Origin of the sequence: Stenotrophomonas lactitubi, from assembly GCF_002803515.1 — a bacterium.
GTDB classification, from domain to species: Bacteria; Pseudomonadota; Gammaproteobacteria; order Xanthomonadales; family Xanthomonadaceae; genus Stenotrophomonas; species Stenotrophomonas lactitubi.
In genome coordinates this window covers 3,899,529-3,915,942 of record NZ_PHQX01000001.1, presented here as the reverse complement: position 1 = coordinate 3,915,942, position 16,414 = coordinate 3,899,529, and the positions used below count along the sequence as shown (strand labels likewise).

The following is a 16,414-nucleotide window of genomic DNA, read 5'->3' as shown; positions in this document are numbered from 1 at the left end:
GCAGGCCGATCAACCGTGGCAGCCGATTTAATCCTTATGAGGGCAGAGCGGCATGGATGGATTGAGCCTGTCGGCCCAGATGGGCATCTTTACTGGGATGGTATTGATCTTTCCCGTCTCATTCATTGTTTGGGTTCTCTTCCTTGTGCGTTCGGATCGAAGGCGAGAATTGACGCGCGCTCCGCGCCGAAAGCGGCGCAGGAGACGAAGCGTGACGGCTAAGCGCTCCTCGAGGTGGCCCTGCCACGCAGCTAACGATGATTGATTCGGTAGGGCGACCGACTGTCCTCCGACTGCCTGGGAGATGAGAGGGCTTCCTGAGCCTATCCTCTGTTGGTCCTGCCCCTTCCTGAGGCCTTAACACTTGTGCTTGTCTTCTTCGCACCCAGTGTGTTGAGTCTTCTAAGCTCTGACAGTGTGGCGATGAACTGATGCATCTCGAATCTAGAGGATCGCGCCACGTCAGAGACTGGACAGCCCGCCTGCCTGGCCAGCGACTGTGCTAGCGCAAGCTGCGCCCTCGTGGGCGGCTTGATGTCCCAGTCGACTGCTTCAGGGAGGACTTTTCCCAGTTCAGTCGCTAGGCGCAACTCGAATCTGGTGAGGTCGCCCTCGTCCTGAACACGCAGGATCTGCTTGATCATTTGCTCTTCTGCGGTTGTCGTAAGTTGAAGCTCTAGTGTGAAGTCGAGCTCTGGGCAGACCAGAAAAAAAGACATAGCAGTTGACCTCTACTTTTAAGTAGCCTACCTTTAAAGGTGTAGTCTTAAAAGTATCAACGCCATAGCTTGTAGCCCATGGATGACCATGAGCTACTGCGAGGTCTTGGGAGGGCTATGCGAGTGCGCCGCGCCTCTTTGGGGTTGAGCCAGGAAGCGTTTGCTGACGCAATCGGCATGCATCGTGCCTACTATGGTCACATCGAGCGTGGAACTAAGAACCTCACGGTCGCCACGCTTAGCAAGATATGCAGCGGCCTGGATCTAAGGGTTTCTGAGATCTTTGCGGCCCTGGATCGCTGAGTTTCCAAGCATCTGTCGTCAAAAAAGTTGCTTGGCCCATTGATCACGAAAGCGACCTCGTGGTGCCGACGGATGATGAAATTGCGTTGGTCATGCACTCGTCCAAGTCGATGCCACGACTGCTAATGGATTCATCAAAAGCCAAGTGTATGTAGTGGTCGAGCGACGCCAGATTGCGGTGTCCTGTCCACTGAGAGACCTTGAACCGCAGTGTTTCGCCTTCTAACAAGGCCTGCCGCAACTGGTCTTCGTTCTCCATCTTATGCTGCTCAATCAGGGCGACGAACAGGCGTGTAATGAAACGATGTCTGAAGAGATGCGGCGAAACCCTCGTCTTCAGATTGGCCGCGGCGGCCAGTTTGGAAATCTCGAGCGTCAACGTTCCTGGCTGAAGTGGCCGCCCGCTTCTTCCGTTGACCAGGAGGTAGCCGTGGTCGCCGGTTCTTAGGTGCTTTGAAACGATTCTGGCTCTATAGATCTCAATGTAGGTGTTGACGAACTCGATGTCTCGCCTGGTGATCGGGATCAGGCGACTAGGAGGCGTGTCTGAGCGTGTCTTCAGCGTGATAAGTCTTAGCATAGGCTTCTCCATCGCCATTGCAGACTTCACTGATTCGGTTGTTAGCGAGGTCAGCTCACCCCGTCGGGCACCAGTGATCTCCATCAGGCGGAGCATTGTCAAACGTCGCATCTTCTGATGGGCGCTAGTGGAAACGCTATCGCTAGCTGCGATCAGAGCATCAATGGCAGCCCTCGTCGTAGGCATACGGCGATGTCGAGTCTCGCGCCGTGGGAAGGCAGCGTGGTTAATCGAGCCGCCTCCACTACGCGCTTCTCGTCGGCCAGCTCTCGTCTTCGTAACGTAAATTCTAATGCGGCCGGTCTCGGAGACTGCGTCTACTTCACCAGCATGAGCTGCGACAGATCTAATGAGCTGCAGACACGTCCGCCCTATCTCCCTGACTGTATTTGAGTTCCGCCCAGACCGGGGCTGCGAGAGGGCGTTCATGAATGTTGTGAACTCAGAATCTGTAATCTCCGACAGCATGAGATCTCGTTCCCAAACAAAGCGGAGAAGATGCGAAATGTGAGCGGCGAAGGTCGCGAGCGATCCCCCGCGATTCAGCCTGGAGAGCCGTCGTTCCATCAGCTCCCTCATGAATCTATTCGCTTCATGATTCCATGACCCATCAGGCCACTGGAAAATTGGAACGTCTCCCGATGCTTGCACGGTGAGCTTCCCGTTGGCGTCAACAAAGTGTGGAAGTACCAGTGTCGAGCTAAGCGTGTACATCTTCCTATCTTTTTCCATGCTTACCTCGAAGCTGTACCACGTTGCTTGGCTCAATGACTATCCGACGAACCGAAAGGCCCCTGTCCAGCTCAAGTTGCTCCTTAGCGCACACGGAAATCGTGGGTTGGCCGGCCGCCAAGGCATATCGCCTCGCCTGAGAGCAACGTATGTCAAATGCGCGCTGCATCAAAAAGAGATCCTCGCGAAGAATCTGGTTCTCTCGCTTGAGTGCAGCCAACAAGTTCTCTACGTCTTTGCGCGTAGTTCGAGTGCGGGCCGCGCTAGCCCGCTGCTTTAACTCAAGACTTGAGAGTGCCTCTCTTCGTAGGCGATCCAGGACGGAGAAGCCACCAAGCACAGCATTAGCGGTGAGCTTCTGATGGTTCAAGCTCATCGAGACTACAGTGCCATCAGGGCGTGAGTAGGCAGCCAGAGAGGATTGCGACCGAACTGCCTTGCACAGCCGGTCATCAGGTTCACAGATGCCGCTCACAACTCCACGTAGCAGTTCAACCAAAGCCGTGAGGCTAGAAATGTCGTCCTTAGTTGACCGCTTAGGCATGATGATCTCCGTGCACCGTGGACGCTGCATGTATCTCAACCAGGATCTTGTACTTCCCCTCGCGGTCCAGAAAGACGGGCTCAACGGAAATGGCGCCGTTGTCAATCATGTGCCGAACGTAGCTCTCAAGGTCGTCGCCGCTGATCAAATGAAATTCTGATGTGCCGAAGCGCTCTCTAAGCATTCGCCTAACACCGTCTCCAACCAAGTCCTCTCGCACGCCTGAGCCGAGCGCGTCCTTCACGTACTGTGCCTTTATTCCAGTGAGGACGGCGCCTGGGGTAGCTTCGCTGACATAGTGATAGACGTGCGAAACATCCATGTGCCCGAGGAATGATCTGAGTGTATCCAGCCCACCAAAGCCGTTTCCCCAGAAAAAGGCCATCGCAAAGAAGCGTCGCAGCTGATGCTGTCTCAGGTAGTTTCGTTGTCCCAACTCGTTGAGCGGTAGCTCGGCCCAGTCACAGAAAGCATCCAGGGCGGGCTCAGTGAACGAGGTCTTGCACGCTACTAGCCCGAATCCTCGGCTCCTAGGGTAGGCGAACAGCTTGGTCGGTGAAGAAAGAATGCCTATAGAAATAAGGCCGTTCTGAAGTCGTTCGAGCAACCGGATGCACGAAGAGGCAAGTGAGGGGAGTGGGACTCGATGGGTGGCGCGAAGTCCAATTGGCCCCGACTTTCGATTCTCAATGTACAGCCACTCGCCCGATGTATCGATGGACTTCCCGGCAATGAGGTCGCAGAGCTCGCCGTCACGTCTGGCTGATAGCGACCCAACCAAGACGAGGCAGGCGCCGTATAGAACCCGTAGCGCCTCAACCAAACCGACATTCGCTCGCAAGTCTTGGTGATAACTTCGAAGGTCTGACTGTGTTTCCTTGGGACCGCTCGCCAGAATCGACCAGCGACGGATTCCAAGCGTCCGGCATCCTGGAGTGATGAGGTCCAAGATTCCATGTGTGCGAGAGAGGGTTGAGATGCTCACGTCTGCACTTACTGCTGAAGCGGCGACGGCTAGATAGCTATCGACTAGATCACTTCCGTGCTGAAGTACAAACTCAGTGGCTCTTCTGAACGCAAGTAGCACCGTCGTCGCCGGCACAGTCTTGAACCTACCTGGAATGATCGAATGAGAGGTCATTGCATGGCGGGATGGTACATCTGCAGAGGGCAGTCCATCTTGAGCAAGTAGAGCCAGTGACTCAACAATGCTCTTGAACACCTCTATAGACTGGGCTCTGCCGATATTCTCCGCACCTGCTCGAACTGGAATAGCCGCGTGTTCCCTCATCCGCTTCTGTCCTGAGTGGATCAGGAGCTCAGGAGCGATTGGAAAGCTCGGGTTGCTAACTATTCCGTTGGGCAGCAACATCGAGCAAAGGCGGCGAGAGTCAGGCCGGAACGCGTCTAGGTTGATGTTACGCAGCGCGTGCGTGTAATAGCCGCGCCTCCAGAGTGCGCATCGCGCCTTGATGATGTCAGCATCGTCAAGGTCGGTCAGCCTTTCCGGGGGGATGTCCGGGCTGTGGGGGAGTGCTGTCGCATCTAGATCAAAGCCAGCAAGCTCATCTTCCGCGATAAAACTTCGGAGCAGCTGTGAGAGCCTCTCCGGCCACCCGTAGATGACTGTGCTGATACGGTCGCGCGCTAGGCCTTCAAGTAGGGCAACTAAATCGTTCTTCGTGACTGCGGATATTCCATGCTTATCTATGCCCAGTATGCTTGCGTTGATAAGAAGGTAGTCAATAAGTGACAACGTGTAACGGAGGCGATTGTAAAGCGATTCTTTCGATAAAACAGTTCTCGACGTATCTGGATGTCCCTGCACGGAGAGCCACGATCGAAAGACATGCCAGAGCTCCTCGTGCTCCGGGGAAGTTAGCAGTGCGCTTGAGTCTCCGACTCTAACCCTCCAGTCGATTACGAAAGGATATGAGCAATTGAAGGACCACACCTCCGAGGGGTATGTACAGGGCGCGAGGAATCGGGGGCTTCTGTACCTATGTCCCTTCGTCGAAATGTACGCTTCAAGGAACAGTAGGTCTGGGTGGAGCTGGTTTTCACTCATGTCGCTGTGGCACTCCTATCACGCAAGTGCAAGGCCCATCACGATGCTGGGGTCAGCCAAAGCAGCAGCTCGGGCGAGGACCGGTGCCAGGTCGGGGCGCTCTTCCAAGTCAGGTCTGATCTTTCTAGAAATCTCAGCCCACCAATGAGCCCTGCTGCCAAACGAGCCGGGCGACTGATCGACCGCGAGCTGCAAGCTCACCAGTACCGTCATGACTTGCTGGTCGATGTTGAACAGGATCTTTCGGCTCTCGTTGGATGAATCAACGGCAGCGACTGTACCCTCGGTTGAGGGTTGGCTGTCGTTCGGGTACTCAAGGGCATAGTGGTGCATGAACTCGTCAAGCTCCTTTATGGAGGTGAATCCGGATGCCGGGAGCTGCAGCTCCGATCCTACAAGAGCTTGACAGATGATTGAGGTTTGCACGTTTCGAATCCAGCGCTCTTCGAAGAACTCCCTCATCACGCGTGGAAGGTAGTGATCGAGCAGTCGAGGGCAGTAAGTATCATGACCGAGTGCCCGCGACATCGCTTGTGGGCTGCCAGACTCAAGGTACACGAGCGTGCCAGCACTTGAACGGAGGCTGGACAGTGAGAAGCGCTCAGCCAACTCGCGAGCATGTTCATCCGAATTGCAGTGGTGGCGGAGTTCAGCAGCCAGCTGGTCAGTCAAGGTGTTTGCATGCTTGACTGCATCGAACGTCCTGATCGGGTGCCGTGGTGTCGCAGAATGGAGAAATAGTCGACGCCAGTTCTCGTCTCCTTCATTTTTCAGGATGCTTCGTTGGATCCTGGTAAGCCTTACAATTTCATCGACCAGCTTTTTAGTCGTTGAATTGAGGAGTACTCGCTGCTCAGCCAGGTCTGGCCCCTTCCTACGCTTTACCCCTATCAGATAGGAACAGCCATCAATGTCGATTGTTCCCTGTGGGTCTTCGCTCGTTCCAACGACTACCAATTCTTCAAGAAATGCAGGCGTGATGGACGGGTGGTTAATTATCAAGAGAGTTGAGTAGGCCAGTAGGTCGGCAGATGTAACGATTCCAAGGACCTTGCCGGCCATCCTTTGGTAGGGAATCCTCCTTGCCGGGAACGTAACATGTGCCATCGCTCGTGCCTCAAATCTATGGGCAGTGGCGACTACTTCTTCTTCTATGGTGGCGTTCTTCGGGAGAGAGTTCAGCTCTCTAGGTCTTGCGCTATGCCTCATCTCAAGGGTGAGGAAGTTCAGAAGGTCGTACCCGGACATGATGCGCGAGCGTTGGGCCGTGGCCCATGACTCAACTGCTTGAAGGTCGCGTTGGAACCTCTCTAAGATTGCCTCCTTTGCTGCTCTGTCCTCTAGGTGTAGCGGGATGTCGGTCAAGAGTTTCGACTTGTAGTCTGTACCATCCTTTGACTTCTTTATGCGCCGCATTCTCTCGTGGACGCGAGGAGTGGGCGGGCGTGGAATGGGAGCATCGGGTGGAGACCAGATCACGCCAAGGATGTGTCTCTCAAGCGTTCTACATAGCTCAGCCCACTGACGTTTGATTACCTGCATGGATGTCGACTTTTCGTGCGACTGCTTAAAGAAGGCCACGAAGAGCTCGCGAGTGAATTGCGTCATCCAGGCAGAATTTTGAAAGCTGTCGGGATTTACGGAATCAGGTTGACCGGCCAAGTGAGCTGTCAGGAAGTTGACGCCGACGGGCCCGTCCATCAGCGTCTGGGAGTACCACTGAGCTAGCGCTTCGTAGAGTCCGTCGCAGAAGGCTTCCCCGTATTTTGTATGGATGTCATACAGTGGCAAATTAGAAGGCTTTCCTTTTCTATTTCTAATCGTCCAGCCTCTCCAGAATCTCCTCCGTTCCTCGTTTAGCTCGCAGCTCTCAAATGAATTGACCACGGCGTGGATATGGGGGTGTGCCTCTATGGCGAGGCTGAACGGAGGTGGTTCGAATCCTGGGTCATTGGCAAGAATCGCTTGTTTGAAGGCTAGCGCGTAGTTGTATCGTGTAGATATTCCCAGCTTGTAGAACTTTTCTGAGTACAGCGCGCCATAGAAACCTTTGGCCGCCAGTCTCCATCCTTTGCTGGCGCGCTCGCACACAAGTAGGTTCTGCTCGGTGAGTTCGAGATACGCGCTCAGAAGGCAGAGAATTATGTCGGCAGACTTGCTTGCCTGAAGAGTCGCCCGTAGTTGGTCGCAGATTGCAGGGCTCTTGTACGCTTTGAAACAGCTCGGTGATGTGACAAGTGTCATGATCCTCCCGGTCGCATTTGCTCGGTCAGAGTGCTGGTTTTTCACACATTAGTCCTGTTTGACGAATGTGGGCAAATGCTAAAGATGGGGTTCATCCAGGAACAGCACGCCATGGTGCGCCAGCGAGATCTCGCCAGGGCAGGGCGGATTGCCGCCACCCACCAACGCCGCCGCGCTCGCGCTGTGGTGTGGCGCGCGAAACGGCCGCTGCCGCCAACGCTTCGGGTCCAGCCCTTGGCCGCTGACCGAGGTAATGGCCGCCAACTGCAGCGCATCGATCTCTTCAGAATCCGGCAGCAGGCTGGGCAGGCGCGAGGCCAGCAGTGTCTTGCCGCAGCCGGGGCTGCCGATCAGCAATAGATGATGGCCACCGGCCGCCGCCACTTCCAACGCCCGGCGCGCGAGCGCCTGCCCGCGCACGTCGGCCAGATCCGGCAGTGGCAGCGGTGTGGTGTCCACGCGTTCCACCTGTGGCAGCAGGCGCGGGTTGCTCAGCCCCGCACAGCATTCCAGCAGGGTGCGCGCCACGCGCACATCGGCGTGCTGGGCCAGCGCGGCTTCAGCGGCATTGCCCGGGGGCACGATCAGGATGCGCCCCGCTTCGGCGGCGGCAATGGCGGCGGGCAGCGCGCCTGACACCGGGCGCAGCTCGCCGGTCAGGCCCAGCTCGCCGATGAACTCGTACTGCAGCAGCGACTGCGGATCGACCTGGCCACTGGCAGCGAGGATGCCCAAGGCAATCGCCAGATCGTAGCGTCCGCCTTCCTTGGGAAGATCGGCGGGGGCGAGGTTGAGGGTGATGCGCCGCTGCGGGAAATCGAAGCGCGCGCAGAGCAGGGCAGCGCGTACACGCTCGCGTGATTCACGCACGCTGGTCTCGGCCAGGCCGACAATCTGGGTGACGGGTAGGCCACCAGAGAGATGTACTTCGATGCGCACCAGCGGGGCGTCGACCCCGGCGCGGGCACGGCTGTGGACCAGCGCCAGGCTCATGTGTGGCTTCCTGCGGAGGGACGCTTGATGGTGAGGCGGCGATCTGCGGGGAGCTATCGGGGATTGCTGGTGAAGCGGCTAGGGGGATTCTGGACGGTGTTCGCCTGGTGCACGCTCGCCAAAGCACCCAGAGCACGCCTTGACCAACAATGGCTCTGCGTCTTCCTGGAGCAACCGTCCCAGTTTCCGCTGAGAGTTCATCCAACGCTCGAAGCTGATGCGCACGCGTTCGATATCCGGCGCTCGCCAGACTGCATCGATCATGCTGGCTACCCAACAGGGCAACTGCTAATTGAATTGAAGGAAGTCCCTCAGAGATGCAGAGTCAACGGCTGAACAATCAGTGCACAAAGCCGTTCTCGCGTCGGCCTGGGTCTGAATGTGAAGATCGGGTATTGACAAGGATGTGTAAGATGAATTAATCATTCGTATGAACGGAAGCTGAGTCGTTTGTTACCCTTCACCTAAGGATGTAGCGGACATGATTTCTGCCAAGGACAGGCGGGAGGGAAAGACTCCCCGCACTACTTATCGCAACCCACGGCTTTGCTCGCTCATCGCGGGCTTAGCACTTACGCTGGGAGCCGGGTTCCACGTCTCGGCCCAAGATGGACTCTTCAACTCTCAAGAGTATGAGAAGAGGGTAAAAAGCGCGCAGTCGCTCGCCGCCATATCCGCAGATGAGGTGTTCGGGGATCGAACCTCCGGCTTCGACGGTAGCACTGAGTTCCTTGTTGAGGACGTGTCCATACCTGGTAATTTCGACCTTCCGGTCAGCATCGCTCGGCGATTTGGGGTTGAGGCGGTCAACCGAGGATCACGCTATAGCGAGGCCAAAGGGCTGACGCTCTTCGATGATTGGGAAATCGTTGTTCCTCACATGTCGGGCGTGTGGACCAAAGGCGCTGGATGGATTACGGGCGATCGAGGCGCGCAGACTACGCAGCGTTGCTCGGTCAACACTGCCCCGTTTCTCCTAGAGACCTGGGGCTACACCAACATCGGTTTCGGTATCGACGTGAAGTGGAGTGGCGGCAATGGCGATGAGCTTCTGATAGCTGACGATCCGTCCTACGCCTCCGCACCGGGCTTGGAGGCACCCAAATGGATGACAGCCTCCAGGGCGCGGTTCACCTGCCTGGCGGCAACGCGCAACGGTTATCCGGGCGAGGCGTTCGTTGGGCATACACCCGATGGAAAGAAGTACTTCTTCGACTGGGGTGTGGAAAGGCCCTACGCGACTGCTCAGTTCAGCGACGGCGCCGCCAATCGTTCGGTGGGACGCAAGCGGGTCTATCTGCTGGCGTCGCGTGTGGAGGATCGCTATGGGAATTGGGTGTCCTACAGCTACAACGGGGATAAACTGACCAGAATCGAGTCCAGTGATAATCGCCGCATCGACCTGAGCTACGATGCAGACGGTCGGGTGACCACGGTAACGGCCAATGGGCGTGTGTGGCGGTATGCCTATGTGGGAGACACAGACGGAAATGACGGCGGCTTGTCCCAGGTCACGCTTCCGGATGGCTCAGCGTGGGCCTACAGCCATCGCGGACGCCTCCAGTCCAGTTTCCCTATCCGTAAAGCCGACGATGAGGGCGGGTGCGAGATTCGGGCCGGTAGTGAGCCCCCTCCCACGCAGATGACCGTGGCCTCTCCCTCGGGTGCCCGAGGCGTATTCGACTTTGAAATGGAATTGTTCATCCGCTCCGATCCCTGTAACGGCCTCCTCCCGCCGTTCTACCAAGCTTGGTCACTGAAACGGCGCACTATCACGGGGCCTGGCCTAGCCCCTATGGTCAGCACGCGAAGCTACAACCTGCAGTTGCCGGGAAGCGGTCGCTGGTCCAGCCTAACCAAGCCGGATGGAACACAGATTCGCGAGCGCTATGGCGCTAACCCAGGCCTCAATGAGCGAAAGCTTCTGCAAAAGCAGACTCTGGACGCAGCGGGCCAAGTACAGCGCGACGAGCTCTACACCTATACGTTTGGTTCCGAGACGGGGCCCTTTCCTGTACGCGTAGGTCGATCGATCGGGATCCAGGCGGGCCAGTTCCTGGCAGGTACGCTCAGCGCGCTGAGCGAGAGCCAGTTCTCCCAGGATGGTGATACCTATCGCGTGGTCTACAGCGACTTCAACCGCAATGCCCGCCCAGCACGTGTGGCCTATACCGGCCCTTCCGGGACCAAGGCCGAGTTACGAGAGCATCTGGATACGGCGAGCCCTTGGGTCCTGGATCAGGTATTGAGCGTCAAGGAGGCGGCGTCCGGGAAGACCACCACGCAGTACACCTATGACGCCATGGCCAAGCCCAACGCTGTCTATCGGGCTGGGGCTTTGCTGCAGAGTGTTTCGTATGCCTCAGATGGCACGATCAGCACCGTGCGTGATGGAAAGGGGAACGAAACGAAGATCCAGGACTGGTATCGCGGCGTGCCGCGATTGGTCATCAATCCCGATGGCACCACCAACCGCATCTCGGCCGATGGGAACGGGTGGATCACTTCCACCACGGACGCGTTACAAAGAACTACCTCCTATCTTCACGATGCGATGGGTCGCGTGCGGGAAGTCCAACCGCCGGTCGATGAGAACCAGTGGGCCAAGACAACCATTTCGTTCAGGCCGATGACCGTGGATGAATATGGTCTTTCACCCGGGCATTGGCGGGTCGACAACGCTCAGGGGGCACGCCGCCAAGAAACTTACCTCGACGCCCTTTGGCAACCACTGCTGGTTCGTGAATACGATGCAAATGATGTGGCGGGAAGCCAGCGCTGGGTCAGGAACTCCTACGATAGCCAAGGCCGACAGACTTTTGCTTCCTATCCATCGAGGGAAAGCGGTGTAGCAACCGGCACCTGGACCGAGTACGACGCGCTCGGGAGGAAAACCTCCTCGTCCCAAGATAGCGAGCAGGGCCTGCTGATCACGACTTTCGCTTACAGCAGCAATGCCACGACCACCTTGATTGACCCCCTCGGCCATCAGACCATCACCCGGTTCGATGCCTTTGATGGCCCGGACTACGAGAAGCCTGCGCAGATCATTCGCGCCGATGGCAGCAGAGTCAGCATCAAACGAAATGCTTTTGGCCTTACCACCGAAGTAGCCCAGTCCGCCAACTAAAGACATGTCAAGGATGGCAAGCGTGAACGCTGAAAAACTGCGCATGGCCGCAGCGGCTCTGCTGGGGCTAGTCCTCATCTTCCTTTGCCAGGTGGCCCAGGCCCAGGCTTGGATTGAGCTCACCGGGCCGGCTCAGACCTCCTATACGGCGCCTGCGACCTATCAGTTGCAGCTCAAGAGTGGCGTCAGAGGCACCGGTCCCAAGGCCGAGTACCTGTCGGACATACAACTCACGCGCAATGGCCAGGTGATCTCGCGGCTTCCGAATGGGACATACACCGAAAATGGCATCTCGCCTGGAAGCTACCAGTATGTTTTCAAGGCGTTCGCCATACGCAATGTCAATGGCGATGAGTTCACGCGGGACCTGACGTCGCCTGTCATCACGATCACGGTAGCCGCGCCACCCGCCCCATTTGACGGGGCGGAGTATGTTTCCGCGAGCTGGCCGAACTCGGCTGATAGAGGAACACCGTTCAGCGGCACCGTCACGTTCCGGAACACAGGGAACACGACGTGGCGATCAGGGGATGGCTACCGTCTCGGGCAAGCCGAGCGCTATGTCTCCAGTGCCGTCAGGCTGAGTATCGCCGACGTCGCCGTTCCCCATGATGTCGCTCCGGGCGGGACGGCAACATTTACCTTCAGTGGCGCTGCAGCCAGTGAGAATGGGCCGACCACGCTCCAGTGGCAAATGAATCGCAACGGTGTCCGCTTCGGAGGTACCAGTGGCGAGCAAACCTTTGAGACGACCGGAAGACTCAATCGTGGGGTCATGTATGAGCAGGACGTTCCGACCAGCATGGAGGCTGGACGGACCTATCGTGTCAAGCTCAAATTCGTCAATACGGGCAACACCACCTGGTCGGCCTCGGCGGGCTATGCCTTGGGCTCATGGAATCCCAACGACAATCTTCGTTGGGGCAGGCACCGCGTTCCAGTCCCAAATGATGTGATTCCACAGCTACCCGCGTTCTTTGAGTTCGATGTGGTTGCTCCACCATTGCCCGGTGTCTACAGCTTCCAATGGAGGCTGCTGGAAGAAGGCAAAGAATGGTTCGGCCGGGAAAGCGACAATGTCCAGGTCACGGTCACCGGACCACCGTCAAAGGTCATTGGCAACATCGATGGCGTCACCGGCGATGGTCAGATCCGAGGCTGGGCGTGCTCCACGGGCATTGTTTCGTCGATTGACCTTCATGTCTACACCGGTGGAGCCGCCGGTGGTGGGGGGGCGATCTTCCTGACCGGCAAGGCCGACTTGGCGAGTGAGCCGGCCGTGGCTACGTCCTGCAAGGCTGGAGGCAATCATCGCTTCTCGCTTCCAATGAGCAACGAGCAGCGCCGCCAGCGCGCCGGGCAATCGATCTATGTCCATGGAATTTCCCCCGTTGGACAACCCAACAACACCATTGGCGGCTCGGGCGCCTTTGTGGTTCCTGCAGCCCCCACTGGCACGGTGTCCGCGTCTCCAGCCATGTGCCAGATTGCATCGGATGCCCAGACCTGCAACATCACCTTGGCCTGGTCGGCCACGGATTCACGCGCAGAGCTAAGGCGTGATGGCGGCTCGGCGGTAGGCAGTGGAGCCAGCGGTTCCGTTGTTGTGCCAATCGGCGCCGGAACGAGCCGGTTTACGCTCTCGGTTGCTGGCGATGCGATTGCCACTGCGGTTGCCACAGCCAAGGCCGCTCCTACCGTGCCGGCCAATCCAGACAATCCAGCCCCAACGGTGGCCCGGCGATACGTCTACGACGACAACCTCCGGCTGTGCAAGGTCCTCGAACCTGAAACCGGGGCAACCGTGTTTGGCTACGATGCAGCCGGGAATCTTGCCTGGAGCGCGATCGGGCTGAATTTACCCAGCCTGACCGAATGCAACCGCGACGCGCCCCAAGTTGCGGCTCGCCGTGTTTCACGCGACTACGACACAAGCAATCGTCTACGGGCTGTGGTCTACCCCGATGGATTAGGTGATCAGCAACTTGAGTACACGCCTACAGGTCAGCTGAAGACCGAACGCGTCTTCAATCAGGATCGGGTGACGGTGGTAACCACCCGCACCTACAACTCACTCGGATCGGTGGCCAGTCAGAGCCGTGTGGTGGGCAACGCAACCGCCCGTTCCTTGGCATTTGGCTACGATCCACTGGGGCAGCATATCCGTACGGACTATCCCGATGGTTACTCCGTGCGGCAGTCTTTGAACGCACTGGGTCAGACCATTCGGCTACAAGATGGCACTGGCGCCGTGCTCGCCAGCAACATCGCTTACTCTCCCAGTGGTCAAGCCATCGCGCTGACCTACGGCAATGGCATCGTACGTGGCGTAACCGAGAACGCGCGACAGTTGACCAGCCGCATCGTCGACGGCGGTGCGGTCGATCTGAACTACAGCTATGACGCAGCAGGAAACATCACCCAGATTCGCGATGGCCTGCGCGGCGACTCCGGGACGATCAGCCTGGGCTACGACCGCCTCGACCGACTGATTCAAGCCAGTGCTCCAGCCTATGGTGGCAATGGGCAGTACACGTTCGGCTACGACACGCTGGACAACATCGTCTCGATGCGGTTACCGGGAAAGCGGGAGCGGACGTTCCACTACGACGCCCGCAATCGCCTGGAGTTGCTGCGGGACCCCGGTGGCAATGGCGTCTCTGGCTTCTCCTATGACGCGGCCGGCAATCTGGCGATCCGTAACGGCCAGGCTTTCACCTACGACGTGGGCGGTCAGCTCCGCGCCGCTGGGAATGTGCAGAAGTACTTCTACGACGGAGCAGGGCTGCGCGCATCTGCTTCGGGCAGTTCAGGCAGCACATCACACATCCTGGGACTGGAGGAACCGATCAAGCTTCCTCTAGACGGAAGGCCGATCCAACCTGCCGAGGACCGAGGGGCGTCCGGGGGTCTCGTAGACGCATCAGACATCCCAGATCGCACTTGGCAGTACTTGGTAGGCGGGGAGCTGATCGAATCCACCCAGGGTGGGGAAACGTCCGACTACATCTACCTGGGCAAGCAACTGCTGGCGATTCGCACCAGCTCTTCAGCTGGCGCGACGCTCACTTACCTTCATCACGACGCGCTCAACACCTTGGCGGCCACCAGTGGCACCAATGGTGCGGTTCTAACCCGTCACTTCTGGTCGCCGTATGGTGAGGCAGACGCAGCACCTGCTGCGAAGATTCCAGGCTACTCGGGTCACCTTGCAGACGTAGACACGGGACTCGTCTACATGGGGCGGCGCTACTATGACCCGCAGCTGGCGAGGTTCATTTCTACCGACCCGTTGGCATCCAGCACCTCCGGGGGGCCAAACTTCAATCGGTATCGGTACGCCAGCAACAACCCATTCCGATTCTCTGATCCCACGGGCGCGTGCGATCAGGCGACTGGGTCCCACATGTGCAATGGCACTGGGTTTGCAGGAGACAGTCTCAGCACCACGCAGTACACGGCCGGAGGCATTCCCAAGTACGACCCTAGTGCTCCCGCACCTGCGGAGACGGTCAAGGCGACAGGACTGGATGCCTTCGCGGAATACTTCGCGGAACGAAATTTCTTCACCGGACAGGGGAGCTTGACCGATTTCGACGCGGTATCGGAAGCGATCGTCGTTCCGTTGATGAACTCTCCGTCCGGGACAACGGTTGCGGGGGGCGTCAAGCTTGCCACCGTCATTGTGGTGGCGCGCGAAGCCAATGCGGCGAAGGGCTTTGGGAATCTTTCACGAGCAGCTGAGTTCGGAGTCATGCCCTATAATGCGCTGCGCAGGGCGGTGGCTGGGACAGGGCTGAAGAGCCATCATCTCATTGAGAAGAGGCTTGCCGGAGTGGTGGGGCAGAAGCAATCTCAGATGCTCTCCGTCGCGGTTACGGAAGCGGAGCATCAACCGTTTACGAATGCGTGGCGGAGAGCTTTCCCATATGGAAGCAACTACAGGCAGTTGAGTGCTGATCAGGTTATGAACAAGGCCCGCGAAATTTATGCGAATTATCCTGCGTTCCTTAAGGAACTGGGTCTTTGAGGTTCATTAATCCATGAAGGTAAAATACCGCTTCACCTTTCGCTGGACAGCCAAACGTGCGCTGGAGCTCGAGCAGATCGGCGTCGCTGTCGATCCGCCATCTGACTTCAATGGGGAGTGCATCATTGGTGTCGTCCACTCGGCGGAAGGGGCTCCAGAATGGGCTGGTGTTTCTTCGCTGATCAGGGAATGGGGCGGATCTTCCCTTGTAACGACGGATTTTTCTGCCGCTGAGATTGCCGCTGCGGATTATTGCGAACTGCTGGTTACTCATGCAAATGGGTATCCTCAGCCAGAGGATGATTTTGGCTTCCTGGCGCAGAGTTATGACACTTCGAAATACTGTGATGAGTGCGGAGCTTGGGCTGTCCAAATTGCGCCTTTTCGTGTGCGGAAGTCATTGAAGTGGGGGCGTAACGCATTCCTCAAACTGTTCTGGGTTGAAGATGCGATTTTCATGCATAGGGAGGTATGGCAAGCGCACCTTGCTCCACTCTGCATTGAGACGTGGCCGGTTGAGGATACAAAGGGGAATGTTCTTGATCACATCGTGCAGCTACGCGCTGACACGAGCGTGGTGTTGCAGATTGAGGAGGACTTGGGGGTTCGTTGTCCGAAATGCGGGCGCGTTCGCTACATGGGCCCAGAGCGAGGATTCCTCCCGGCGCCAGTTGGGGCTCCAGATCTTCCCATCTTCCGAAGCGAGCAGTTCTTTGGGGCAGGCCACCAGTCCTCCAATGCCATTCTCATCAGGCGGGATGTCGTCGCGGCGATTCAGGCGGCCAAGCTAAGGGGAGCTAAGCTATGGCCTTGTGCTGCGCCAGAATAGGCTTCGGGCCGACGTCCCCCAAGATTGAGCAGCGGAATTCGACCGTATCAAGCGGAGCAGCGCTGTGGACAGACCCGCCGTCGTTTGGCCAGCCTGTCTCTCACGCGTCCTGACACCCGCCCGAAAGCTCGTTGATTGGCGGGTGTTTCTTGCCTGCTGGCTGGTGCCACGATGGAGCATTACCGCGAGTGGCCGCTGTCAATTCAGGCACAGCTGGATCTGCTCCATCAACGTCGCGAGTG

At 57.7% G+C, this 16,414-nt stretch carries 8 protein-coding genes and 1 pseudogene; 4 read left to right on the top strand and 5 right to left on the bottom strand.

The annotated features are described in order from the left end of the window. Positions 1–323 precede the first annotated feature (323 nt). Positions 324–644 carry a hypothetical protein gene (locus CR156_RS18415; protein WP_133120112.1) on the bottom strand — a complete coding sequence of 107 codons (321 nt, stop codon included), beginning with the start codon at positions 642–644 and terminating at the stop codon, positions 324–326. A 153-nt stretch (positions 645–797) separates the two neighbouring features. Here CR156_RS18415 and CR156_RS18410 point away from each other — a divergent pair, with 153 nt between their 5' ends. Continuing rightward, positions 798–1,022 (top strand): helix-turn-helix transcriptional regulator, encoded by a 225-nt coding sequence (locus tag CR156_RS18410; RefSeq protein WP_100553868.1) that lies wholly within the window; start codon positions 798–800, stop codon positions 1,020–1,022. Between the two features lie 43 nt (positions 1,023–1,065). Here the strand turns inward: CR156_RS18410 and CR156_RS23010 are convergent, their stop codons facing one another. The 4 genes and pseudogenes from CR156_RS23010 to CR156_RS18390 all read right to left on the bottom strand — a co-directional run. Further along, complete coding sequence (locus tag CR156_RS23010; protein ID WP_165781009.1) at positions 1,066–1,788, bottom strand: tyrosine-type recombinase/integrase; 723 nt, start codon at positions 1,786–1,788, stop codon at positions 1,066–1,068. A gap of 1,082 nt (positions 1,789–2,870) precedes the next feature. Next, positions 2,871–4,946 carry a hypothetical protein gene (locus CR156_RS22785; RefSeq protein WP_133120110.1) on the bottom strand — a complete coding sequence of 692 codons (2,076 nt, stop codon included), beginning with the start codon at positions 4,944–4,946 and terminating at the stop codon, positions 2,871–2,873. Between the two features lie 18 nt (positions 4,947–4,964). After that, a complete protein-coding gene (locus tag CR156_RS18395) occupies positions 4,965–7,190 on the bottom strand; it encodes a hypothetical protein (RefSeq protein WP_133120109.1) in 2,226 nt (741 codons plus the stop codon). Between the two features lie 90 nt (positions 7,191–7,280). Next, positions 7,281–8,183, bottom strand: a pseudogene (locus CR156_RS18390) (YifB family Mg chelatase-like AAA ATPase); the annotation flags it as partial. 481 nt (positions 8,184–8,664) lie between these two features. On the opposite strand from CR156_RS18390, the gene CR156_RS18385 reads away from it, so the two are divergent. From CR156_RS18385 to CR156_RS18375, 3 genes are read left to right on the top strand one after another with little or no spacing between them, the layout of a single operon-like run. Next, positions 8,665–11,313 (top strand): RHS repeat domain-containing protein, encoded by a 2,649-nt coding sequence (locus CR156_RS18385; RefSeq protein WP_100553864.1) that lies wholly within the window; start codon positions 8,665–8,667, stop codon positions 11,311–11,313. Positions 11,314–11,326: 13 nt separating this feature from the next. Then, the gene (locus CR156_RS18380) at positions 11,327–15,343 is read left to right on the top strand and encodes an RHS repeat domain-containing protein (RefSeq protein WP_409349561.1); all 4,017 of its coding nucleotides are present in this window, start codon (positions 11,327–11,329) and stop codon (positions 15,341–15,343) included. Positions 15,344–15,356: 13 nt separating this feature from the next. Then, a complete protein-coding gene (locus CR156_RS18375; protein WP_100553862.1) occupies positions 15,357–16,172 on the top strand; it encodes a hypothetical protein in 816 nt (271 codons plus the stop codon). Positions 16,173–16,414: the final 242 nt, after the last annotated feature.